Annotated in this window: 21 protein-coding genes; 5 read left to right on the top strand and 16 right to left on the bottom strand. The window is 61.5% G+C overall.

All coding sequences use genetic code 11. The features are described 5' to 3' along the window. Positions 1 to 309 precede the first annotated feature (309 nt). Complete coding sequence (locus VQ071_RS00905; RefSeq protein ID WP_340511949.1) at positions 310 to 1,245, bottom strand: nucleoside hydrolase; 936 nt, start codon at positions 1,243 to 1,245, stop codon at positions 310 to 312. A gap of 206 nt (positions 1,246 to 1,451) precedes the next feature. Between VQ071_RS00905 and VQ071_RS00900 the strand changes: the two genes are divergently transcribed. After that, the gene (locus VQ071_RS00900) at positions 1,452 to 2,168 is read left to right on the top strand and encodes an AraC family transcriptional regulator (protein WP_340511948.1); all 717 of its coding nucleotides are present in this window, start codon (positions 1,452 to 1,454) and stop codon (positions 2,166 to 2,168) included. A gap of 74 nt (positions 2,169 to 2,242) precedes the next feature. Here the strand turns inward: VQ071_RS00900 and VQ071_RS00895 are convergent, their stop codons facing one another. The 10 genes from VQ071_RS00895 to VQ071_RS00850 all read right to left on the bottom strand — a co-directional run bounded on the left by VQ071_RS00895 (position 2,243) and on the right by VQ071_RS00850 (position 15,183). Next, positions 2,243 to 4,024, bottom strand: a complete 1,782-nt coding sequence (locus VQ071_RS00895) for a glycoside hydrolase family 2 protein (RefSeq protein ID WP_340511947.1) — start codon at positions 4,022 to 4,024, stop codon at positions 2,243 to 2,245. Between the two features lie 41 nt (positions 4,025 to 4,065). Further along, positions 4,066 to 6,531 carry a family 43 glycosylhydrolase gene (locus VQ071_RS00890; RefSeq protein ID WP_340511946.1) on the bottom strand — a complete coding sequence of 822 codons (2,466 nt, stop codon included), beginning with the start codon at positions 6,529 to 6,531 and terminating at the stop codon, positions 4,066 to 4,068. Positions 6,532 to 6,619: 88 nt separating this feature from the next. Further along, positions 6,620 to 8,371, bottom strand: a complete 1,752-nt coding sequence (locus VQ071_RS00885) for a glycoside hydrolase family 2 protein (protein ID WP_340511945.1) — start codon at positions 8,369 to 8,371, stop codon at positions 6,620 to 6,622. Between the two features lie 19 nt (positions 8,372 to 8,390). Then, positions 8,391 to 9,476: an acyltransferase family protein gene (locus VQ071_RS00880; RefSeq protein ID WP_340511944.1), complete on the bottom strand. Its 1,086-nt coding sequence runs from the start codon at positions 9,474 to 9,476 to the stop codon at positions 8,391 to 8,393. Continuing rightward, on the bottom strand, positions 9,473 to 10,282 hold the full coding sequence (locus VQ071_RS00875; RefSeq protein WP_340511943.1) for a carbohydrate ABC transporter permease: 810 nt from the start codon (positions 10,280 to 10,282) through the stop codon (positions 9,473 to 9,475). Before VQ071_RS00875 ends, VQ071_RS00880 begins: the two co-directional genes overlap by 4 nt. Beyond that, entirely contained in the window at positions 10,282 to 11,172 is an 891-nt protein-coding gene (locus tag VQ071_RS00870) for a carbohydrate ABC transporter permease (RefSeq protein WP_340511942.1), read from the bottom strand. Before VQ071_RS00870 ends, VQ071_RS00875 begins: the two co-directional genes overlap by 1 nt. Before the next feature lie 83 nt (positions 11,173 to 11,255). Continuing rightward, entirely contained in the window at positions 11,256 to 12,620 is a 1,365-nt protein-coding gene (locus tag VQ071_RS00865) for an ABC transporter substrate-binding protein (RefSeq protein ID WP_340511941.1), read from the bottom strand. Between the two features lie 178 nt (positions 12,621 to 12,798). Continuing rightward, positions 12,799 to 13,749 carry an ArsR/SmtB family transcription factor gene (locus tag VQ071_RS00860; RefSeq protein WP_340511940.1) on the bottom strand — a complete coding sequence of 317 codons (951 nt, stop codon included), beginning with the start codon at positions 13,747 to 13,749 and terminating at the stop codon, positions 12,799 to 12,801. 353 nt (positions 13,750 to 14,102) lie between these two features. Further along, positions 14,103 to 14,612, bottom strand: coding sequence for an SRPBCC family protein (locus VQ071_RS00855; protein WP_340511939.1), 510 nt, complete (start codon positions 14,610 to 14,612; stop codon positions 14,103 to 14,105). 136 nt (positions 14,613 to 14,748) lie between these two features. Further along, positions 14,749 to 15,183: a GNAT family N-acetyltransferase gene (locus VQ071_RS00850; protein WP_340511938.1), complete on the bottom strand. Its 435-nt coding sequence runs from the start codon at positions 15,181 to 15,183 to the stop codon at positions 14,749 to 14,751. Positions 15,184 to 15,457: 274 nt separating this feature from the next. Here VQ071_RS00850 and VQ071_RS00845 point away from each other — a divergent pair, with 274 nt between their 5' ends. Next, the gene (locus VQ071_RS00845; RefSeq protein ID WP_340512386.1) at positions 15,458 to 15,907 is read left to right on the top strand and encodes a hypothetical protein; all 450 of its coding nucleotides are present in this window, start codon (positions 15,458 to 15,460) and stop codon (positions 15,905 to 15,907) included. A gap of 29 nt (positions 15,908 to 15,936) precedes the next feature. Then, positions 15,937 to 16,752 (top strand): cation diffusion facilitator family transporter, encoded by an 816-nt coding sequence (locus VQ071_RS00840; RefSeq protein ID WP_445293243.1) that lies wholly within the window; start codon positions 15,937 to 15,939, stop codon positions 16,750 to 16,752. A gap of 508 nt (positions 16,753 to 17,260) precedes the next feature. Here the strand turns inward: VQ071_RS00840 and VQ071_RS00835 are convergent. Both VQ071_RS00835 and VQ071_RS00830 read right to left on the bottom strand, forming a co-directional pair. Beyond that, a complete protein-coding gene (locus tag VQ071_RS00835) occupies positions 17,261 to 17,665 on the bottom strand; it encodes a hypothetical protein (protein WP_340511937.1) in 405 nt (134 codons plus the stop codon). 87 nt (positions 17,666 to 17,752) lie between these two features. After that, positions 17,753 to 18,616, bottom strand: a complete 864-nt coding sequence (locus tag VQ071_RS00830) for a DUF72 domain-containing protein (protein ID WP_340511936.1) — start codon at positions 18,614 to 18,616, stop codon at positions 17,753 to 17,755. Positions 18,617 to 18,781: 165 nt separating this feature from the next. On the opposite strand from VQ071_RS00830, the gene VQ071_RS00825 reads away from it, so the two are divergent. Next, entirely contained in the window at positions 18,782 to 19,618 is an 837-nt protein-coding gene (locus tag VQ071_RS00825) for an AraC family transcriptional regulator (protein ID WP_340511935.1), read from the top strand. A 16-nt stretch (positions 19,619 to 19,634) separates the two neighbouring features. Here VQ071_RS00825 and VQ071_RS00820 read toward each other — a convergent pair whose 3' ends face one another. The 3 genes from VQ071_RS00820 to VQ071_RS00810 form a co-directional block, all read right to left on the bottom strand. Next, the gene (locus tag VQ071_RS00820; protein WP_340511934.1) at positions 19,635 to 20,627 is read right to left on the bottom strand and encodes a phytanoyl-CoA dioxygenase family protein; all 993 of its coding nucleotides are present in this window, start codon (positions 20,625 to 20,627) and stop codon (positions 19,635 to 19,637) included. Positions 20,628 to 20,830: 203 nt separating this feature from the next. Beyond that, positions 20,831 to 21,568 carry an SDR family NAD(P)-dependent oxidoreductase gene (locus tag VQ071_RS00815; RefSeq protein WP_340511933.1) on the bottom strand — a complete coding sequence of 246 codons (738 nt, stop codon included), beginning with the start codon at positions 21,566 to 21,568 and terminating at the stop codon, positions 20,831 to 20,833. Positions 21,569 to 21,580: 12 nt separating this feature from the next. After that, a complete protein-coding gene (locus VQ071_RS00810) occupies positions 21,581 to 21,889 on the bottom strand; it encodes an EthD family reductase (protein ID WP_340511932.1) in 309 nt (102 codons plus the stop codon). Positions 21,890 to 22,180: 291 nt separating this feature from the next. On the opposite strand from VQ071_RS00810, the gene VQ071_RS00805 reads away from it, so the two are divergent. Next, entirely contained in the window at positions 22,181 to 24,040 is a 1,860-nt protein-coding gene (locus tag VQ071_RS00805) for an ATP-binding protein (RefSeq protein ID WP_340511931.1), read from the top strand. The last annotated feature ends 11 nt before the right edge of the window (positions 24,041 to 24,051 follow it).

The raw sequence follows: 24,051 nt of genomic DNA, 5'->3' as shown, positions 1-24,051 counted from the left end.
GACAGTCGGCGGAGTCCGGGTCTCATGCGGTCGATTAGCAAAAAATCCCCGCCGCCTGAGCGGAGGGGATAAAGAAGGCAGCACGGTCGGACAGACGCAGCGGCGGAGCGGGCACAGTGCGTGAGGTGGACGCAGTCGGCGCAGTCGGTGCATTCGGCGCAGTGGGCGCAGTGGGCGCAGTGGGCGCAGTGGGCGCAGTGGGCGCAGTGGGCACAGTGGGCACAGTGCGTGCGTTGGACGCAGTCGGTGCAGTCGGCGCAGTCGGCGCAGTCGGCGCAGCCAGCACAGCCGCCCGCGCAGCTTGGCCGCTCAGGACCGCTGTCCGCTCGCCCGTCCGAGCTTGGCGAACAGATCGCGGAAGATCGCGTCTCTGTCGGCGTATGTGACATAGCGGATATCGTGCCGGTCCGGCACGTTCGCCCAGCGGCAATCCGCAGTCACCCGCGGGCCAGGCACCAGCTCGCTCGGACACCAATCCGGATTGATCAGCCAGGCGACGGCCGACAGATCCCAGATGACGCGAGAGCGACCTTCGTGATCGTCCATGCAGGCCAGGAACGTCTCGTACAGGTATCGTCCGAGGGGGCCCTTTTCCATAACATGATCGCGCACTTCGGACAGCGTCGTCGTCAGATGCGACACGACACCCATGCAAGGGAGCAGGACGAGCGGCACCCCGGAGTCGAATACGACATTCGCCGCATGGACATCCTGCGCGAGATTGAACTCCCGCGTATCCTTCCAATGGAATGCGTGCCCGCCCAGCCAGATCAGGACGATCCGTCCGGCGAGCTCCGGCGCCAGTAGCAGTGCCGAGGCGACATTGGTGATCGCCCCGATCGCGACGACATAGAGCGGGTCCGCTTCGTCGCGCGCCAGCGCACGGCGGATCAGGTCACGCGCCGCTTCGCTCTCGACTGGCGTATCCGGTCCCGGCAGATAGGAGGTCGATCCTCTGTACACCGGCAAATCCTCGCGTTCGGCCAATGCCCGGATTTTTAAAATTTCCCTGTAGCTCTTTTCCATGCCGTCGGCAGGGCCGTCCGACAGCTCGTTGTGGAAGGGCGCCGCGTGCACGGCCTCGACTGCGATCGACTCCGGCGAGCACAGTGCGTAGATCAGGGCGAACTGATCGTCGATCTCGTTATAAGTATCGGTGTCCAATACGATGGACACTTGGCCGCCGGGATGCGCCAGCATGCGGGCACGGCGCTCCTCGGTCAGCGACACGAACGGAGACAACATCCGAATCTTCTCCTTTTTATATCTTTTTGGCTGATCGTATCGGGAAGTCTATGCTACAATTCACTCACAGCATACATCTTTTATTGATTATATCGTATATTGATCCGGCCAGCTTTTATCACGATCCGGCTGAATTTGAGGAGGAATAGCTTCTGGGAGCGCGACTTGAATTCCTGTTCCCCGTTCGGCACGGGGCGGGAGCTCGTGTGGGCATGCACAAGCACGGCTGCCATGAACTCGTTTATTATGTGAAAGGGTCAGGGCGCACCCGCATCGGAGAACGGGATTACGAATATCGCGAGGACGACTATGCGCTCATCCCGGCCGACACGCCGCATGACGAGCGCCACGTCATGCCGACGGAGGTGCTGTGCCTCGGCTTCGTGACTTCGCGCGAGCCGCCGCTGCCGGAGGGCGTCTATCCCGCCAAGCGAAGCGGCGACAGGTCTAATGCGAGCGAACCTATCCTGCCGCTGCTGCTCAAGATGGCCAAGGAGATGCGGAACAAGGACGAGGCGTACGCCGACATGCTCGACCTGCTGACGTCGGAGCTGGTGCTGCTGCTGCGCCGCCGGCTGCACGGCGGCACGCCGGCGGACGCGGAGGACAAGTTCCGCTATGCCCTTAATTATATGGACGAGCACTTTCATCAGAAGATCGACTTTCAGGCGCTGGCCGCGATGGCCGGCTACAGTCTCGACCGATACCGCCACCTCTTCAAGGAGCAGACGGGCCTGTCTCCCGGCCGATATGTGCTGGACAAGCGGATCGCACATGCCCGCGCGCTGCTCCGCGGCACCTGGCGCAGCGTATCCGAGATCGCTGCGGATTGCGGCTTCGCGAGCGATTCGCAATTTTGCAGCCTGTTCAGGCGCGAGACCGGGATGAGTCCGGGCACCTACCGCAAGCAGGGCGAAGCTTGAACAAGCATAAAAAGGAGCGCACCGGCGTCAGCCTCCGGGCGCTCCTTCTATCTGTTCGATGCCAGGCGGCATCTTCATCCCAGCAAGCCGCCGCTGCGCTTGGCCAGGTTGATCGCCCTGATCTTGTCCAGCGCGATCTTGGGCGTCCGGTCCTCGGTGAGCAGGCCGTTCACCTCTTGCTGAACGTCGGACACTTGCGTGTAGCAGTACCCGCACACATAATCGGTATCCTTGATCGCCTGCGTAATCGCGCGGAACCGCTCGAGGAACGACGCCTCCGAATCGACCTGGTTGCCGTAGCCCCAGCCCTTGTCGGTGCGGAAGGCGATGCCGCCGAATTCGCTGATCACGATCGGCTGCCCGCGGTATGCGTAGCCTTGGGCAAGCGCGTACTTGTGGTTGCTGTGGGCGATCTCGTTGGACGTGATGGCGTCCTTGTCGGCATAGCGTTCGGCGAAGGCCGCCCCATCCTCCTCATAATCATGAAGTGTGAGAATGTCGGAGATCGTATGCTCCCAGCCGTCGTTCACGACGACCGGGCGGTACGGGTCGATCGCCTTGGTCAGATGATAGATCGATTCCGTGAACTGCTGCTGCTTGCGGTCCGCGAACACGTTGCCGATGCCCCAGGACTCGTTGAACGGCACCCAGGTGATGATCGACGGGTGGTTGTACTGCTGCCGGACGATATCCAGCCATTCCCGCGTGAACCGCGAGACCGCCTCGTCGTTGAATTCATAGGTCGCCGGAACCTCCGACCAGACGAGCAGACCTTTCACATCGCACCAATACAGGAAGCGCGGGTCCTCGATCTTCTGATGCTTGCGCACGCCGTTGTAGCCCATCGCCATGATCAGATCGATGTCCTGCACGAGCGCCTCTACCGAAGGCGGCGTCAGATGGCTGTCCGTCCAGTAGCCTTGATCGAGAATAAGGCGCTGATAGATCGGCGCATTGTTGAGGAGAATCTGGCCCTTCTGAATCGATACCTTGCGCATGCCGAAGTAAGAGCTGACGCGGTCCGCGATGCGGCCTCCGTCCGTCAGGACGAACTCGACCTCGTACAGCTTCGGGTTCTGCGGGCTCCAGTGCTCGACTCGCCACTCCCGCGCTTCGCTGATCAGCTCGACGCTCGCGGACAGGGCGTCGCGGTCGACAGCCATGCTCGTCTCCTTGATGAGCGCTCCGTCCATCGTGATGCGCGTCGTCAATCGAAGATCGGCGCCCGTCTTCGTCCGGCCTTGCACCCGATAGTCGAAGCGCACGGCGTTGGCATCGACGTCCGGGGTGATCTTGACGGACTCGACATGCTGCGCCTCGACGCATTCCAGCCATACCGGCTGCCAGATGCCGGTCGTCTGCACGTACCAGCAGCCGAAGTTCGCCTCGCGCCAGCGCTGCTTGCCCCGCGGCTGCGTACAGCTGTCGCTGTCCTCGGCCTTCAGGACGACACTGTTCGCGCCGTCCGTCAGGTAGCGTGTGATATCGAAGGAAAACGCCGTATAGCCGCCCTCGTGAAGTCCGACATATTCGCCGTTCACCCACAGCTTGGCGACATAATCGACCGCCTGGAAATGGAGGACCACTTGCTTGCCGCGCTGTTCGGCCGGAATCTCGAACGTGCGGCGATACCAGACGTACGGATGGAACTGCTCCTCGCCGATCCCGCTCGCCTTCGTCTCGTAAGCGAACGGCACCTGAATCTTGCGGTCGCCCGGAAAGGTCCGGTACCACTGCTGCGACTCCCCGACGTTGCCGTCGTCGAAGCCGAAGTCCCACTCCCCGTTCAGATCGAGCCAAAATTCGCGGACGAATTGAGGTCTCGGATATTGTTCGCGATAAATGCCTAGCGACATCAAGGTTCACCTTTCCTTCTGCGTAATGTTGACGGTCGTGCTCAGAGCGGCGCAATGCGCGCCCGATCGAACCTAGAAGCCGCATCGATCGACTTGAAGCCGACCTTGCCGTGCAGCAGCGGCCGCGCGCCCCGATCCTCGTACCGGATGACCGGCTCGCTCGCTTCCCCTGCGTACACGGAGATTTGATGGCCCCTCGCCTCGACTTTGAGATGGAGCCATTGTCCGGCCTTCGGCATGTCGTACGCGGCGTCCCGAAGCGCCTCCGAGCCGTAATCCTGCTTGACCAGATGAATGCCTGCCGCATCCAGGTAAATATAGTAGCCGCTCAAGAAATCCGTCCGGTTCTGGTTCAGCTCCATGCCGTTCGCCGGATTCGTCGCCCGGACCAGCAGTCCGGTCTCGCCGCCCGTGTCGGGCACGGTGACATCCGCTTCGAACGTATAGTCCGCATAGCCGTAGTCGCCCCACAGCGTCTTGGCCGGCTGCACCGAGGAAGCGCGCAGCTGGCCTTCCCGCACCGACCACTCGCCTTCGTACCGCGTCCAGCCGAAGTCGTTGCGATCGTCGAAGCCGTCCTCGGCAGCCTCGACCGGCGCATAGGCCCATGCTTCCAGCCAGGCCAGGTCCGTCTGACCCGCCGCGACCTCGAGCCGCCACGTCTGGGTGCCGGCCTTCAGCTTGACGTCATCGGCGCCCACGGTCGTCCATGCGCCCGCACCCGCCTCGCCGCCGCCGACCGCCGGCGCCGCCAGCTCAATCCCCGCGCCGCCGCTCTCCGTCGTCAGGCGGAGCTTCACGCCGTCCGCGCCGGGCTTCACGCGGAGGCGAATGCCGTACGCGCCTTCCTTGGCGACGTTGACGCGGTAGCTCAGCTTCTGGCCGCGCGCCAGGCCGGCCAGATTGAACCCGCCTTCGCCGTCGTCGGCCCGCTTCGCCGCCGCTGCGCCCGCCGCCTCGGCGTGCACGGCGTCCGCCCGTCCCGGCAGCGGCGCGTAGGCGGCGCGCGAACCGCCGCCATCCACCTTATCGCTGAACGCAACGTAGCCGAACGCGGCATCCGCGCCCTCGGCCGCATAGCCGATGCCGCCCGCTGCGAGCGGCGCCTTCAGTTGCAGCGTGACCAGCTGCAGCTCGTCCGCGTACACGCGCAGCGCGAGGCCCGACTTCTCCAGCCGCAGCGTATGCAGCTGCATCGGGTCCACGCCGGCCGGCAGCGGTGCGGTCACCTCCTCGGCAACCTTGCCTTTGCGCAGCACCTGCACCTGCAGCGTCCGCTCGTTCGCATCGATCAGCGCGGTCCCGTAGTTTTTGCCGTCATCATAGGCGAACACCGCGCCGGCGCGTCCCGCCGCCGGCGGCTTCACGTGATATTCGGCCGTGAAGTCGGCCGCCGCGTCCTTTTTCGTTATGAGCAGCGCCCTCTTGTCCCCGCCGTCCGCATCCGTGTCGACGCGCAGGCCTTCGCCCGCCTTGACCGACCAGCTGCCCGCACCCTGACTGCGCCAGTCCTTGCCGGGCTCGCGCCGCTCGAAGCGGTCCTCGAACGTCGGCAGGTCCGGCACCGGCTGCGCCTCGGACGTCGGGCCCCATACCGAGAACCGTTCCCCGTTCCAGACGACGCGGTCGATGTCCATATGCCGCAGCGGGCCGACGACGCCATGGCCCTCGAGATTGTGGTAGATCATATAGTCGCTGTCCAGGTCCGGTCCGCGCACCCAGGAGTTATGGCCGAGTCCGACCGTCGCTCCGTCCGTGCGCAGCAGCACGGGGTTGCCCGCGAAGCCCTCGAAGCCCTGCAGCGGATCTCCGCTGACGGCGGCGTTCACGCGATACCCGGCGCTGAAAACGTGGTTGCCCGTATACGTCATATAATACTTGCCGCCGCGCTTGAACACAGTCGGCCCCTCGGTCCAGCCGTCCATGTATGCACCGGTCAAGTCTTCCTCCGGCGCGACCGTCAGCGGATCGGTCATCGGCGCCGCCTGAATGCCCTGCGGACCGGCATAATAGAAGTACCAGCGGCCGTCGTCGTCGACGAACGTCGTACCGTCGATCGAGCGCCCGAAGTTGTCGGTCGCGATCTTGAACGGCCCGGTCGGACTGTCCGCGACGAGCGCGTAGTGCCCCTGACCGGCGGGCGACGTATACATGTAGAACTTGCCGTTCCAGTAGCGGACTTCCGGCGCATAGGCCGCCGCCGTGAGCGGTTCCTCCGTACACAGCCCTGCGTACGTCCAGTCGATGAGATCGGGCGAACGCCACACCTTGATGCCGGCATCCGTATCCCGCGTACTGACATACAGGTAATAATAGCCGTTGAATTTAAAAACGAACGGATCGCCGAGCCCGTATTCGCCCCACTCGTCCGTCAGCGAGATCGGGTTGGCGTACGTGCGGGCCGGCTGCTCGGGGGCCGGCTCCCCGCCCTTCGCACAGCCGAAGCCGCCGACGCCTAGCATCAGGGCGAGCAGGCCGAGTCCCGCCGTTCGGTATGCACGCTTCATCGCCGGTCGCTCCTCCTCCCGGACGAGGGGCATCCGGCGCTGAAGCTCCGGACGCCCCTCGTCGCTGGCATATCGTGAACCCGCGCCGTCAGCTGCCCCGGACGAGCTTGCGGATCTCGTCCAGCGGCACCTTCGGCTTGCGATCGTACGTGAGCAGTCCGTTGATCTCCTGCTCCACATCGGTCAGCTGCGTATAGCAGAACCCCTGCAGCAGCGAAGCCGCACGCACCGGCTCCAGCACGTCGCCCAGACGGCGCAGGAAGTCGGCATCGTCCGAGGCGCCGGAGTAGCCCCAGCCCTCCCAGTCGCTCTTCTTGAACGAGATGCCGCCGAATTCGGTCAGCAGCAGCGGCTGGCCCTCGTATTCGTAGCCCGGCACGAGGATCCAGCGGTTGCCCGGACGGGCGGACAGCGCCTTGTCCAGCGCGGAGTAGCGGTCGGCGAGCACATCCCGGCGCCACTCGTAATCGTGAATCGTCACCAGGTCCGTCTTCACCAGCTCCCAGCCGTCGTTGGAGATGACCGGACGCATCGGGTCGAGCGACTTGGTCATATGGTACATGGCCAGCGCATGCTGCTGCTGCTGCTCGTCGACGAGGATGTTGGTGACGCCCCAGCTCTCGTTGATCGGCACCCACGCCACGATCGACGGATGGTTGTAGTCCCGCTCGACCGCCTGCAGCCACTCTCTCGTCACACGGCCGACGTACGTCTCGGAGAAATGATAGGAGTTGGCCATCTCGCCCCAGACGAGCAGGCCCAGCCGGTCCGCCCAGTACAGATAGCGCGGGTCCTCGATCTTCTGATGCTTGCGCGCGCCGTTGAAGCCCATTTCCTTGGTCAGCTCGATATCGCGCCGCAGCTCGTCGTCGCTCGGCGCGGTCAATAGACCCGCCGGGAAGTAGCCCTGGTCCAGCACGAGCCGCATCGTATACGGCCGGTTGTTCAGCTGCACGACACCGTCCTCGATCGAGATCTTGCGCATGCCGAAGTAGCTGTCGACGCGGTCCGCCTCCCGGCCGTCCACGAGCAGCCGCAGCGTCAGGTCGTACAGATGCGGCTTCTCCGGACTCCACCAGCGGCCGAGGCCGTGGTCGTTGAAGTCGTGGATGCCGATCGAGCGGGTCTCGGACTCGCGCGCGATCGTGAACACGTCGCGGGACAGGAACGCCCCCTCGAACGATACCGTCGCCTCCAGCGATACATCGCGGCCGGGCTCGAAGCCGCCGATGAATGCCTGCAGCTTGAGCTCGCTGCGATCGATATCGGGCGTCAGGCGGATGCGCGCCAGATGCGTCTGCGATACCGGCTCCAGCCAGACGCTCTGCCAGATGCCCGTCGTCCGCGTGTAGAAGATGCCCGCGGACTTCTCCTCCCAGAACTGCTTGCCGCGGGGCAGCGTGACATCCTTGCTGTAGTCGACCGCCTTGACGGCGACGACATTGTCCCCGTCCCGGAGCGCATCGGTAATGTCGGCGTGGAAGGGCGTGTGCCCGCCCTCATGCGTCGCGACGAGTCTGCCGTTCACCCATACCGAAGCCTCGTAGTCGACCGCGCCGAAGTGCAGCAGCAGCCGCTTGCCGACATAGTCGGCAGGCACGGCGAACGAGCGGCGGTACCAGACGACGTCATGGAACGACGTATCGCCGATGCCGCTCAATTCGCTCTGATAGCAGAACGGCACGATGATTTTGCGGCTGAAGTCGCCCTTTTCGTACCAGCCTTCCCTGTCTCCCGCGCGCGCATCGTCGAATTCGAACTCCCATTCCCCGTTCAGGCTCATCCATTGCTCCCGGACGAACTGCGGGCGGGGATACTCGCTTCTCCATGCTTCAGTCATTTCTCTCCTGCTCCTTTATCTATGCCGATGATGACATATTCACAGATGTTGTTCCGTCCGATGTCGGACGGCTCTCTCTTGCCGGCGGGCGGCCGCCGGACGGCTTCGTGACGATCCACACGCTGAAGGACACGATCGCCAGCAGCGCGAGCGCCATCCAGCAGGCATCAGACGCGCTGAGCATGTAGTCGGACAGCTTGCTTTTCAATGCGAAGATGAGCACGTTGCTCATCACAAGGAACCACAGCACGTTGCGGCCCATCGCCTCGATCGGCGCGAACGGCGCCGGGTAGCGCTCCATCAGCCGCGACAGCAAATAGTAGCCGTACAGGACGAGCGCGGGTCCGACGATCCACCAGACGGTAGGCGGGAATCTGCCGGGCAGCGCCTGGCCTTCGGCCGACAGCCACTTCCACAGGAAGGCGGCGGTCAAGGCGGCCGCGCCAGTCAGTACGCGCCAATCCCATACGATGCGGTGGCGGGCGAACAGCATGCCGGCGATGTAATACGGAAAATATTGCAGCACCGGGAACGAAGCGAAGTCGCGCGTCCCGATGAGCGGTCCGAGCTGGGTCGCATGGACGGAGCCGTACGGCATCCACGTCGCCAGCAGCAGCGCCGCGGCGACCGCGAAGCCGAGCCACTGGCGCTCCGCCAGCTTGCGCAGCGGCACGAACAATACGAGCCCGACGATCATCAAATACGTGAACGACGCGAGGAACTCGGACCAGCCCGGCATATCGTCCAGCAGCAGGATCGGCTTGATATTCGTCCAGGTCAGGCCGCGCCCGTCGATGAACAGGCGGTAGGCCGTGCCGGACAGGTAGAAGGCGCCCAGCGTCTTGATGGCTGCGACCAGCATGCGCGGCGCCGCCCGGCGGAACGGCTTCGCATAGTAGGCCAGCTGCGAGACGTAGCCAAAGGCGAATACGAAGCCGGAGAACGTGATCAGGTTGATCGCGTCGATGAACGGCTGTCCGTTCGGGTACACCTGCTGATCGCTGAAAAACTGCAGCGTATGGCAATAGATCATGCCGATGACGAGCAGCCCCTTGAACAGGTCGATGGCTCTCTCCCGTCGCTTGACCGCTTGCGGCGCGCTCATCCTTTGATGCCCGACAGGCTGACGCCCTTGATGATCTGGCGCTCGAAGATGACGAACAGCAGGATGATCGGGATCGAGGAGATCGTGTTGACGACCATCGGCTTCACGTAGTCCTCGGAATATTGGCTCATCAGCGTCGGGATTCCCATCGGCAGCGTGAACAGATTATCGTTGGTGATCGACAGGAACGGCCACAGGAAGTTGTTCCAGGAGCCGATGAACGTCAGGATCGCCATCGACGCGAGCGCAGGACGGTTCAGCGGCAGCATGATCTGGGTGAAGATGCGCCACGTGCCGCCGCCGTCGATCTGCACGCTCTCGAGCAGGTCGTTGGGCACGCCGTCGAAAAAGCTCTTGAGGACGATGACGGCGACCGGGGACGCGAGCACGGGAATGATGAGGCCCTGATAGGAGTTCAACAGGCCCATATCCTTGGCGACCTGGTACAGCGGGATGATGATCGCCTCGCCCGGGATGAGCAGACCGGACAGCACCAGGAAGAACATGGCGGACTTGTACCGGAAGGGCAGCTTCGACATGACGAAGCCCGCCATGGCCGCGAATGCGACCGTGAATACCGTGACGCAGATTGCGACGAAGAAGCTGTTGAACATCCAATTCGTCAGCTTGGTGCCGCTCAAGATCTGATCGTAGACGGCGAAGGAATAAGGCGGCGTGAACCAGTCGACCAGGGTGATGATTTTCATGCCTTCTTTTTTAATGGAGACGACCAGCATCCAGACGATCGGAGCGATGAACAGGAAGCCGAACAAGACGGATACGATCCGATAGATCCACTTCCACATCAGGCGTTCGCTCCTTTCCGGTTATTGATGAAGTACTGGATGGCGGACAGAACGAGCAGGATGACGAACAGCATATAGGACATCGTGGCCGCGTAGCCCAGATCGTTCTTGCGGAAGCCGGTCTGATAGATGAGCTGGATGATCGGTCTCGTCTTGTCCAGCGGGCCGCCGCCCGTGATGATATAAATTTGCAAAAAGACTTTGAACGAGCTGATAATCTGCAGCATCGCGATCGTCTTCGTAATCGGCGTCAGATAAGGGAGCGTGATCTTCCAGAAAATCGTGGAATCGGTCGCGCCGTCCAGCTTCGCGGCCTCGACGATCTCGTCGGGAATGTCCTGCATCGCCGACAGATAGAGGATAAAGTTGAAGCCGACCGTCCACCACAGCGTGATAAGCGTGAGGGCGATCCAGGAGAGATTCGTCTCATTGAGCCAGAAGATCTCCTTGCTCTCGGGGAGCAGCTGTATCAGATGAAGCAGCGTATTCACGAATCCGTTGTAAGGCTGAAAAATAAAAAGGCCCAAATAAGAGGCTACGGCTACCGACAGCACGCTGGGCAGGAAAAAAACGCTGCGGTACAGCTTCTGCAGCCGCGACTTGCGGTTGGCGATCATCGCGAGCAGGATGGCGAGCACGATCATCGTCGGCGTCGTCAGGATGACGAAAATCGTCGAGTGCCAGATGGCCGCCCATACTTCCTGGTCGTGGAACATCTTGGTGTAGTTGTCCCAGCCGACGTATTTCATTTTTTTGATCAAGGTCCATTTGTAAAAGGTCATCTCCACGCCCTTGATCATCGGCCAGATCGTGAAGATGCCGTATACGGCCAAAAACGGGAGCAAGAACAGCAGCGCAAGCACGTCCGCTCTCATCTTGTTCATTCTCATTCGCGCGTCACCTCATCCCTGATCGCCAGACGAGCCTGCGGCTCGTGTTGAACCGCAAGCTCGCCCGTGCGCTTATGCCTGCCCTATTCGTTCAGGATCTTCTGCGTCGCCTCTTGCATCTTGGCCATGGCGTCCGCCGGCGACATCTTGTTCGCCCATACTTCGTTCAGGAACTTGAAGGAGCTGTTGTCGCGAATTTGCCATACCTTGGTGGACGGCTTGCTGAACTTGACGGTATCGGCGACGGAAGCATAGTCGCTCCGGTACGGCAGCGCCTTGAACTCTTCCTTCTCGAGTACGGACGGCTTGGAAGGGATGTGACCCGCCTTCGCCCAGATCTGTCCGTTGTCCGCCACCCAGTTCGCGAAGATCGCCGCAGCCTTGCGCTTGGCCGCATCGTTCGACTTGGTCGTCGGCAGGATGATCGTGTGCGAGTCGCCCCACGTTGCCGGCTGGTCGAAGATCTTCGGAATCGGCATCGCGCCGAATTCGAGGCCCTTCGTCGATTCCCACGTGCCCGTGGCCCATACGCCGGTCATCATGATGGCGGCCGTGCCGCTCTGGAAGTTCTTATAGAAGTCCGGATCGTTTTTCTTGATATAGCCGGCCGTGTACAGCTTCTGGATATAGTCGGCAGCCTTGGCGCCCTTGTCGGCATCGACCGCGGCCGTCTTCAGGTCGTCGGCCACGACGTCGTTGCCGCCGAGCTGAGAGTACAGCGCCCACCAGAGGCGGTAAGGGTCGTCATTGCTCGGCGACAGCGCGAATGCGGTGTCCTTCGCCGGCAGCTTGCTCTTCAGCGTCTCGAGGAACTTGACGAAGCCGTCGGCCGATTGCTCCAGCACCGGCTTGCCGTCTTCGCCGAGCAGCCCGGCGTCCTGCAGCAGCTTCTTGTTGTAGTACATGATGAACGGGTGGGTATCGATCGGCACCGCGTAGTGCTCGCCGTCGACGACCGTCGCGTTCAGGAGATTCTGGTTGAAGGTGCTCCAATCGATGCTTGCGTCTTGCGCAACATCGTCGTAGGAAGTCACGACGCCTTGATCGATCAGGTCCGGCAGTCGCGATGTGTGGGAGATGCCGATGTCGGGACCCGTGCCGTTGCCGACGGCCGTAATCAGCTTCGTGTAATATTCGCCCCATACGAGCTTCGTGTTTTTCACTTGGATATCCGGATGCGTCTTGTTGAACTCGTCGACCAGCGCCTGCATGTTCGCGCCGTCGCCGCCGTCGAACAACGTCCAGAAGCTAAGATTGACTTTTTCGCCGCTGCCGCCGTTATCGGACGGTGCAGCGCTTTCAGATGCGGGCGCCGATGATGCGGGCGCCGAAGACTCGGCTGCCGAGTCGGACGGAGAAGCATTGCCATTGTTGTTGCCGCCGCATGCGCTGAGCATGAGGGACACCGAGAGTAACGCCGTTACGGACAAACCATAGCTTTTCTTCATGTTTGCCTCCCCTAAAACTTTAAAGTGATTAGATACAAAACAACATTGTTGTTTTATTACATTTATTTTGTATCTATGAGCCTATAATAAACGCTTTAAATTATAATGTCAACGATTTCAAACCATAATGTTGTATTAATAACAATCAAAAAGACCTTGAATTACAGGAATTCTGTAATTAAAGGTCGCCAGGCATGTTTTCATCTAGCGAATAATGCACTTTCATGACGATATCCTGTTCATGATCGCCGAACTGCTTGCCAAATAAATTGACGCCGCCGGCATGTACGGCATCCGGCTTGACGCCGATGCGCAGCCGAATATTCGGACGCTGCATCAGATTCAGGTCGCTCAGCTTCACGTTTGATATTTTGTTCATGTCCAGCGTCGTCCGCTCGGCGTCGATCCGCCACGTCTTCAGCAGCCCGTATTGCGTCGTCCAGTCGAGCCACCACGCCGGATTCAGCTTGCCTCTGCGATCGCCAAAATCGCCGGGGCTCGTCCACATGCCGATCTCTACGCCATTGATCCAGAACGAGATGTCGGACGGCCAGTTGTTGTCGTAATTCGGCGCTTCGGAACAGATCTCTGCGGACAGCTCCAGCGCCTCGATGCGCGCCTTCAGCGGCAGCTCGAGCGGCAGCAGATATTCGACATAGCCCTTGCGGAACCAGATAATCTGGGCGCCGATATGCTTGGGATGATAGAAGCTCGCAGGCTCGTCCTCCCGTATGATCATGCCTTCCGCGTTCGCCATCCCGCATGTCGGCTGAACCTCGCAATCGGTATAGTGTCCGATCGGCACTTCTACTTCGTACAGGTCGATCGCCTTCTTCGGCATCGACTTCTCCAGGCTGAAGGCGATATGGATATCGTCGTAATTCCGGCTGCACACCTTCATGGCTCCGCGCGAAGCGGGCAGCAGCTCGGTGTTGATCAGGTGCGCCGCCTCGAGAATCTTGACATTGTTCGCCACGGTGGACATCGGCAAGCCCAGCGTCTCCGCCAGCTCCGCCACATTCATATGTCTGGTGCTCAGCAGCTTGAGAATATCGACGCGCGACCGCGTGGAGAGCGCGTGCGAGACTTTGACCATTCCTTCCGGATCGTTAAAACTCAGTTCGAGCATATCGTCCCCGCCCTCGCAAATGTGATCTTTTCTACCAAAAGTCTACACGAACGGGGGGATGCAATCAATAATTTTGTATTAAAACTACTTTTTTGTTTTAAATAATTTTTATATCTCCCAAAAATAATAATCAGATTATTCTAAATAGACTTTCTTTTTAGTCCGAAGCTGTGGTAGAATGCTGGTACAGGAAAGGAGGTGCGTCGACATTAGTAGTATAATGTTGAACGTATCCCTTACCCGGTCCAGTCTGTAACCCAGGCTGGAGGCGCGGGATACGGTTCAGTCAAGCAGCGCCGCATCGGGTACGAGAGGTCGTCTTCGGACGGCCTCTTTTGTTGTGATGGGCAGCTTCAGCCGCTGGCCGTCCGGCGTACCGGAGATGCGCCGCCGACGCGTGCGGACTGCGCGCTCAGGTAGGCGCGCAGTCCCGCCAGTCCCGCCTTCATGACCTGGCGGTGATTCCAGACGAACACGGGACGCAGCAGCGGCGCGAGCAGCGTCATCCAGCGCCGCCTGGTCCGCAGCTCCAGCGCGCACCTCAGCTCCGTAGCCTGTCCTGCGCCGTGCAGCCGGATGATCGCCCTCCCCTCCAGATGCCCCGTCACACGCAGCTCGATCCGCTCCGGCGGATGACTGTCCACGACGTCGGCGCGCAGCTTCAGCGTATACGGCAGCTTGGAGCGAAAGACCGAGGCGTAGCCGTTGCCTACGCCGTCGCTTGCGCTGCCCGTCGCAAGCCTGTCGATCGTGACGCCGGGCCACCAGCCCTCGTACTCGAAGTCCCGGATGAGCGTCCACAGCTGTTCTTTTTCCCGTTCGATCCGCCAAACATGCTCGAACCGGTACATCGCGTCACGCATAGTCGCCTCCGCTAAGTCTTGATATATATGTATATAACCGCGATTGCCGCCCGCTCACGCTTGTATCGGCCGGATGCGCGGTCAAAAAAGGAGAGCGCCCGCGCTTGTCCCGCGGCCCGCTCCCAACTTCAAGACGTCAATTTTTTTGCCAGACATCTTCATATTCTTTGTTGCGCTTGAACTGGACGAGTGCATAGGAGCACACGGGCACGATTTTTTTCCCTTGGGCACGCGCCTCGTCGACCACTCTCGCCAGCAGGCGCCGCGCGATATCGCCGCCGCGGTATTCCGGGGATACGTACGTATGATTAAGCAGCCATGTGTCCTCGCCGTCCGGCATATAGGTGATCTCGCCGATCTGCTCGGCGTTCTCACGGACGACAAACGCATTGCCTTCTTTATGAATGACGCCGACCTCGTCTTTTTTCTTCCAGCCCTTGAACGTATCCTTCGCTTCCGTCACGGTGTCCTTCACACTGCCGACCGTGTCCTGGACGTCCGCTTTGATGCTGTCGATATGTCCCTTCATGCTGTCGATTTCCTTTTTGATGCCCTCGATCGGACTGCTCATGGCACTCGCCTCCTCTAATCAGCCGCTATGGCATATACTACTATATACCCTCGGCGGAGGACGTTATTCAGCCCGCGGGCAGTAAGGGAGCGCTTTTATCGATTTATCGGCCGGTCCGGCGGCGGTTCGGCATTGAATCCTGCGGAAGCAGGCATTATAATATGAGCAAGTATTCATATGTAATGCAACTGGCCAAGAGGGAAGGACGGGTCGTCCATGGATAAACGAAACGAGAGGCAGCCGCACGACGATCACGGGCATGATGGTCAGGGGCATGATGGTCACGAGCACGGCGGGCACGGGCACGGCGGTCTCGAGCACGGCGGGCACGGGCATGATGGTCACGGACATGACGGTCTCGAGCACGGCGGTCACGGGCATGACGGTCTCGAGCACGGCGGTCACGGGCACGGCGGTCACGGGCATGATGGTCACGAGCACGGCGGTCACGGGCACGGCGGTCACGGGCATGATGGTCACGGACATGACGGTCACGAGCACGGCGGTCACGGGCATGATGGTCACGAGCACGGCGGTCACGAGCACGGCGGTCACGGGCACGGCGGTCACGGGCATGATGGTCACGAGCACGGCGGTCACGGGCACGATGGTCTCGAGCACGGCGGTCACGGGCACGGCGGTCACGGGCACTCGCATCACGGGCACCATCATCACGGGATCGGCGGGCATCATCACGGACGCGAAGGCGACCGCAAAGGTCTGACGATCGCGCTGGCGATCACCGCCGGCATCATGCTGCTGGAGTTCGTCGGCGGCTTGCTCACCGACAGTCTCGCCCTGCTCTCCGACTCGGGCCATATGCTCAGCGACACGAGCGCGCTGGCACTGAGCCTGGCGGCCATATGGTTCGCCTCGCGGCCGGCGTCCGCGAAGCGGACGTACGGCTTTCACCGCTTCGAGATTCTGGCCGCGCTGTTCAACGGTGTCGCCCTGTTCATCATCGCCGGCTTCATCGTATGGGAAGCGATCCAGCGCATGTCGGCGCCCCCCGAAGTATCCGGCGGGCCCATGATGGCGATCGCCGCCGTCGGCCTGCTGGCCAATCTCGCCAGCGCCTGGGCGCTCACGCGGCAGGGCGACGTCGAGCACAACGTCAACATGCGGAGCGCGTACCTGCATGTGTTGGGCGATGCGCTCGGCTCCGTCGGCGCCATCGCCGCGGGCGTCCTCATGATGGCCTTCGGCTGGTATATCGCCGATCCCATCATCTCGATCGTCGTCTCGGTCCTGATCCTGCGCAGCGCCTGGCTCGTCATCTCGCAGACGGTCCACGTGCTCATGGAGGGCACGCCCGCCGGCATCGATCATGGCGAGGTCCGGTCTGCGCTGCTCACGCTGTCCGGCGTCCGCGACGTGCACGACCTGCACATCTGGACGATCACCTCGGGGCTCGACTCCTTCAGCTGCCATATCCTCGTCGAGGAGGGCGTCCAGTGCCAGGACGTGCTGCAGCGGGCGATCACGCTCATCGAAGGGCGATTCGGCATCAGCCATGCGACGATTCAGGTCGAGAGCGGGGCGATCCGGCACGGCGAGATTACCGTCTAGGGGCCGGACCGCGGCCCATCGCGAGCGGACCAAGCCCCTATCCCTGCATCCGAGGGAGAAAGGCGGAAAACCTGCAAATGTGCATCCTTTTTCAGCTTATGGCGGGTTTTTTGCGATAAAAGATGCAAATGTGCAGGTTTTTGCCGCGTTTCGGTCGTGATCCCGGACTTCGCGGCTCAAAGGATGTTAATTTGCAGGCTTTTTCGCTTAGGCTCGTCGGGTCCACAAAAAGCCTGCATGGATGCAGGTTTTGCGGCCAGACAACCCGCCAAACGACCAGCCAGCCTGACAGCCAACCGACCAGACAACCAACCAGCCAACCGACCAGACAACCAACCCGCCAACCAACCAGCCAACCGACCAGACAACCAACCCGCCAACCGACCAGACAACCAGACAACCCGCCAACCGACCAAACAGCCAGCCGGCCTGACAGCCAACCGCCCGCCAGCCGGCGCTCAACAAAAAAAGGAAAGCGCAGTGTGTGCTGCCGCTTCCCTTTTTTTTGTTAGCGTTTGTTCAGGTAGCTGTTGTCCCTGCGCTTGCGCTCTTGCATGAGCCGGTCCTGCTCGTACGCGTGCTGGACCTCGCCGCGAATGCGCGTCGAGCAGTTCTGGCACAGCTTGCCTTTGCGGATCGGCGCCTGGCACAAGTCGCATGCGTCGGCAAGATTCGGGTAATCGTACACCTTAAGCTTGCCTTTGCGGATCCAGGCACGGATCTTCTCCGGCCGCTCGGATACGCGTTCGGCCAATTCCTCGGTCGTCAGCTTGCGGTTGCTCCTCAGCTCTTTTTCCATGAGAGCCATGAGGGCGTCCTCGGCGGCGGCGCAATTCGCGCACAGCTGCCGGAGGTTGATCTGATAGATTCTGCCGCAACCGGGACAATGGTCTACGCGCAATTCAGAAGTCATAAGCCATCCCGCCCGTCTCGCTGTAGTTGCGTCTATCATACCACAGCCGCCGGCGTCCGCCTATTGCGAGGAGGCATCCGGCATCCGTCAGACAGCGCCCACGGGATATCGCGCTCCCGCCTTGGCCACCGCCTCCTCGGGCGCCTCGCCCCGCAGCATGTCCATCAGCGCCATCGCGTTGGGCGTAGCGTCGCCTGCCGAGTTGTTGTTGAATACGACATGCACGTGCTCCGTCTCCCGCTCCAGCTCGCGCAGTCTGTCCCGCCATTCGGCGAGCTCCTCCTCGTTATAGCGGTACAAGTACCGGAGCTTGCGCCAGTCCGGATGCCCGCTCGCATGCCAGCCGCCGGCGTTGCGGCCGTGCAGTCTCACATAGGTCATGCGCTCCGAAGTGGCGACGGGGACGATCGGGATCGATCCTTCGCCGGCCTGCGGCTCGTCCACGACCGTATGCACCCAGTTTTCCTTTTTCATAAAAGCGATCGTCTTGTCCTTGAACTCGGGCGAATACCAGGTCCGGTTGCGCAGCTCCAGCGCGCAGACGACGTCGCCCATATAGGCGCGCGTCCGGCGCAGCGTATCCACGTTCTCCCGGGTGCAATCGAACCACGGCGGATATTGGAACAGCGCCGCAGTCAGCTTGCCCGCCTCGCGCATCGGCGCGATCGACTCGTGGAACGCTTTGTACATCGTCTCTTCGTCGTCGAAGTAGTTTTTTTTGCCGCGCAGATGCCCGGTCATCCCCTGATAAGCCTTCACGATGAACTGGAATCCGTCCGGCGTATCCGCCGTCCACTTCGCCGTATTCTTCACGGACGGCACGGCATAGAACGAGCTGTCGATCTCCACGATGCCGAAGTGCTTGCTGTATTCGCGCAGGCGCTCGCCCTGCTTCAGCTTGCCGTACAGCTCCTCATGGTCGCCGAACCCCGTCAATCCGATGTGAATCATCTCGTACGCCTCCTCCCGCTGGCAATCTATAACTCTATCTTACACGAGAGAAGGACGAATGAAAGACCTCTTGAATACCGTGCTGTCATATAATAGTCTGTAGTTCGCGGACGAACCCCCGGTCCACGACCATGGCGCGGCAATTTGAACGACAGGAGCCTGAACATGGATGAAGCCAAGCTACGAATGATTCCCGCCCCCCTGCTCTTCCCGTACGAACGGCTGCGCTACGCTGAGGCCGGTTCAATCGTCTACCCTCCCGGAGGCAGATTCGGTCCCCGCATCCAGCAGGACATCCAGCTCGTGATGCTGTACTCGGGAGAGATGACGATCACCGTCGAAGGCCGCCCCCTTCACGTGAAGCCGGGACAGGTCGTCTTGCTGAAGCCCGGACAAGAAGAATCGTTCGTCTTCTCGCGGACCGAGGACACGTGGCACCGCTGGATCGCCGTGAACTTCGAAGCCTTGCCGGAGGCGACCGAGCAAGCGCTGCACGCATTGCCGAGCTGCCTGCCGCTCTCGGAGGAGATGAACCTGCTGACCGATCTCATGATCATGCTGCTGCGCCGAGGCTCGCACGAGGACCCCGAGGTGCGAAGCCTCGGTCTCGCCGCCGTGCAGCTCTATCCGCGCGAATCTCAGCAAGCGCAGCTCCTGACGGAGAAGCACCCTTCCGTGTACGCGGCGCTTGTCTGGATTCGGGAGCACTACGCGGAGGATGTCTCGCTGCCCGAATTGTCGGACCGGGCCGGCGTGTCGCCCGAGCATCTGGTCCGCCTGTTCAAGCAGCATGAGCAGACGACGCCGATCCAGTACCTATGGCAGTTCCGGGTGAAGCGCGCGATCGAGCTCCTCACGAACACCGGCCTCACGGTCACGGAGATCGCCCAGCGCTGCGGCTTCAAGACCTCTCACCATCTGGCCCGCCTCGTCAAGTCGGCGACAGGGCGTACCGCGACGGAGATCCGCCGCCTGTCCTGGAGCGGCTTCCGATCCAGTTAGTTCGCCATATGGCTTGTTAGCCGTCGCGGCGCTCCGCGACCGGCATCATCATGCCGTTCGGCATCCCCATCATACGGACGTCTTCTCCTGCGGTCGTCCCTTCCTCGGCCAGGTATACTTCGGTCCCGAAGACAGGCGAAGCGTACGGCAGATGCGTGGCGCCGCGTGCGAGAATCTGTCTGTAATTGCCCGATTCGCCTTCGAATCCGTCATGATCCCAAGGCACCCACGATCTGGCGTTGCAGTAGTGGCACACGTAGGAGCGGCGGAATCGGTCCTCCGTCTTGTTCGGATACGAGCGGTGGAACAGGTGGGAGTCGAAAAAGAGCACGTCCCCGGGCTCCAGCACGACCGGGATCGGCGGCGGATAGTGGGCGACGACGCGGGACAGCGTGTTAACCTCGTCGTCCAGATGACTGACGTTGTGGACCGCATGCAGATCGCGGAACGCATCGACCGCGTGCACATTGCCCCCGCCGACCTCCTCCGGCGGATAGACGGGCTCATGGTTCGAGCCAGGGACGACCCACAGGCAGCCGTTGTCCTCGTCCGCCCGCTCGAGCGCGATCCATGCGCCGATCAATGTGTCCGGATGCGTCTTGATATAGCAGGCGTCCTGGTGCCAGCCTTGCCCGCCTTTGCCCGGCGGATTCAGGAACATCATCGACTGCAGCGCGTATACGTCCGGTCCGACCAACGCTTCGACGACGTCCAGTACGCGGGGATTCAGCATGCCCTGCTCGGCGGAGGCTTCAATCCGGGACAGCATGTGCACGCGCGTGGCCTGGGCGAATTCTTCCTTCAGCGGATCGCGGCTGGCTTCCGATGCCATGCCCTGCTTCTTCTGGGCTCTGGTCTTGTCCGCCAGCGCCAGCAGATCGTCTATGACTTCCTTGGACAGCAAGCCGCGAACGATGAGGTACCCGTCGCGATGATAATGTTTGTATTCTTCCACCGACACGAGATGACGGTCGTGCGCTCTGGACTTGGGCGTGTAAAAGGTAGCCATGCTGTCATTCCTCCTTGGTTTGATTAGTTTCAATGTAAGGGTTCTCCGTCTGTCCGGCAATGCATGGGGTTAACAGGTTTGTATCCGGTATTGATATCGAAAAAAAGAGCCGCCGCGCGTGCGGTTCCCCGCTCGCGTAACAGCTCTTCTCCGACAGCTCTTCTCCATTCAACTGCGGCCCCCCGTCTCCCGCCGGCCTGCGCCTACAGCTCGGTCAGCACCTCCCCCTGCGGGAATGCCGGACCGGTCAGCAGGTCGGCCAGCTTGGCCGCGGTCTGCTCCGGCGTCGTCAGCATGCCCCCTTGCAGCGCCCCGATGAACACCTCGGCGCTCGGGAAGACGTCCGGGCTCTGTCCCCTGATCTCGGCCTGCATGGCCGTCTCGATCATGCCCGGCCACACCGCTGCGACCTTGATCGGATTGGCCTGCCGCGCCTGCTCCATCCCCATCACCTTGGCGAATACGTCGAGGCCGGCCTTGACCGTACAATAGGCGCTCATGCCGGGCAGCAGTATCGAAGCCGATGCCGACGACACGTTCAAGATGCGCTTGTCCGCCACCCACTGCTGCGTATGTCTCGCGAAGAGCGACGAGAGAATCATCGGCGCCGTCAGATTAACGCGCAGATGTCGGTCGACCGCCTCGCTGCCGCACGCGCCGACGTCTCCGAGCGGCTGGAGCACAGCCGCGTTGTTGACCAGGTATACGCCCTGCGCGCCGCCGGGCGAGACCGCCTCGAACACGCGCGCCATGAGCCGCTCCAGACTGGCCGTCTCGCCCAGGTCCGCTTCGATGTGCGTATATCCGCCTCCCGCGCCTCCCGCCAGCTTGCCGCTATTTGTTCTCGCGATGCCGATCACGCGATGCCCCTGCGCCAGCAGCCGCTCCGCCAATGCCTCTCCGATCCCGCGGGACGTCCCGGTTACGATAATATCAGCCATAGCTCCCGCCTCCTATTCTACCAGCAGCACGAGCGGCGGCTTGCCCAGATAGGGCAGCAGATTGGCCGCATCCGCGGCCACCGCCGCCCAAGCTTCGCCGGCGAGCGTACGGTTCATGCTATCCGCACTCTCGAATATCATCTCGGATACCCTGTACGGCTGTCCGTAGCCCGGTGTGATCTGAGGCGCCGCCAACACTTTGTACAACTGAATCTCGGCATCCGGCACCTGCCGCGCGATCGGCAGATGAACCGACGCATAGTACCTCTCGAACCCTTCCCGGTCAACCGGCTCTTCGAACAATATTACGACCTTAGCCATCGTTTTCTCCTCCAGCTGCAAGTTAGTTTCAATGCCCTTTGATTATGGCGAATCGGGCTCGTCCGCATGAAGTGTCCGTGCTCCCACATCGCGTATGACACGGTCACAATCTTCCGTGACAATCGTTGTGACGTCCGAATCGTTTTGGAAAACAGCGCTTTCATTCGCGGTATGCAGCGGATTTTGTCGAATTTGACGACTCTCTTGACATAGGACTAATATATGGGGAAACAGAAACTATCGTTGGGCGCATCGTCTACCAGAATGGATCCAGCACAGGAGGATTGGCGGATGGCTGCGGAAGGACTTCAAGCGAGAGCCGCGCAGGAGAACGCGGCGGCAACGGATGGCGACTACGGCTGCGGCATTGTCCGGCAGCACGCTTCGCGCGCGGCGGAGACGACAAGCGGGGCGCCGGGATTCGTGCATCCCGGGCCGGCCGGCGGCGGGGATAATCGCCCGCAAATCGCGGGCTCGGCAGGCCCGCCATCCGCCGAAGCGGTCGCACGCATTGACGACAACGAGCGAATCATGAAGCTCGAGCGCGAGCTGTGGCGGACGGAGGAGCGCCTGCGCGCGAGGAGTCGGGAGCTGGCGGCGACGATCGAGATGCTGCGGTCCGCCCAGGATCGGCTGGCGGCCAACGACGACCGCCTGCAGCATGCCAACGACCGGCTGCGGCACGCCAATGAAGCGGTTCATTCGCTGAACGAAGAGCTCGCCGCAGTCAACGCGGCCTTTCAATCCCAGATCCGGGAGCTGTCCGAGCTTCGCGACGATATGGTCAATTTTTTTGAGAGCACGCAGATCGGCATGGTGCTGCTCGACCGGCATCTGTGCATCCGTCGGTTCACGCCTGCGATCACCAAGGAGATCAATCTGCTCGAGATCGACTGCGGCCGGCCCCTCGCGCATCTCTCGCACAACTTCGGCTACGACCGGCTCGTCGAAGCCGCCGCCGACGTACTCGAGAAGCAGACGCCCTTCGAGAAGGTCATCCGCAGCAAACGGGGCGTCTGGTACAACCTGCATATTATGCCGTACAGGACGACCGGCGGCGAGGTCAGCGGCGTCGTGCTGAGCTTCGTCGACATTACCGAGCTCAAGCTCTACAACGAAGAGCTGCTGAAGCTGTCCTACGCGCTGGAGCAGAGCCCGAGCCTGGTCATGATCACGGACGTGAAGGGCACGGTGGAGTATGTGAATCCAACGTTCGTGGAGACGACGGGCTTCACTTCGCTCGATATCCGCGGACGCAGGCTCGAATCGCTCAGCAACTGGTCCCTGGCCGACGATTCGTACCATGCCGTGCTCTGCACGCTCCAAGCGGGCAAAGTATGGAAGGGCGAGCTCGAGAGTGTGCGTATAGACGGCACATACTACCGGGAATCGGCCAAGCTCGTGCCGATTACGGACAACGACGGACGGACGATCCACTATCTCAAGCTGTCGGAGGATATCACCGGACTGCGGCATGCCGAACAGATGCTGCAAAAAAACGAGATGCTGTCCGCCATGGGCCAGCTTGCCGCAGGCATCGCGCACGAGATCCGCAACCCGCTGACCTCGCTCAAGGGCTTCACCAAGCTGATCGCATCCGGCGTGGCCAAGGACAGCTACACGGACATCATGATGAACGAGCTGAGCCGCATCGAGCTCATCGTCGGCGAGCTGCTCGTGCTGGCCAAGCCCCAGGTGCTCGACTTCGCGTACAAGGAAGCTGACGTCATCCTCCGCGATGTCGTCATGCTGCTCGAATCCCAGGCGCATCTGAACAACGTGGAGATCCTCTGCAACTTCGAGGAGCATCTGCCCCCCATCCGCTGCGTAGAAAATCAAATCAAACAGGTATTCATCAATATGATCAAAAACGGGATAGAGGCGATGCCTGCCGGCGGCCGCATCAGCATCCGGGCGGAGCTCGGGGCAGACCGCTACCTGCACGTACGATTCTCCGACAACGGCCCCGGCATCCCCGAGAGCAAGCTCGCAAGGCTCGGACAGCCCTTCTTCACGACCAAAGAAAAAGGAACGGGACTCGGACTGACCGTGTGCTACAAGATCATGGACAATCATCAAGGCGCGATCCGCTTCGAGAGCGAGGTCGGCCGCGGGACGAGAGTGACCGTCTCGCTGCCCGTTCACGACTAAGCGGGTCCAGC

Source organism: Cohnella sp. 56, assembly GCF_037963805.1.
GTDB lineage: Bacteria > Bacillota > Bacilli > Paenibacillales > Paenibacillaceae > Cohnella.
The sequence above is the reverse complement of the archived record's forward strand: the minus strand, read 5'-3'. Positions and strand labels throughout refer to the sequence as shown.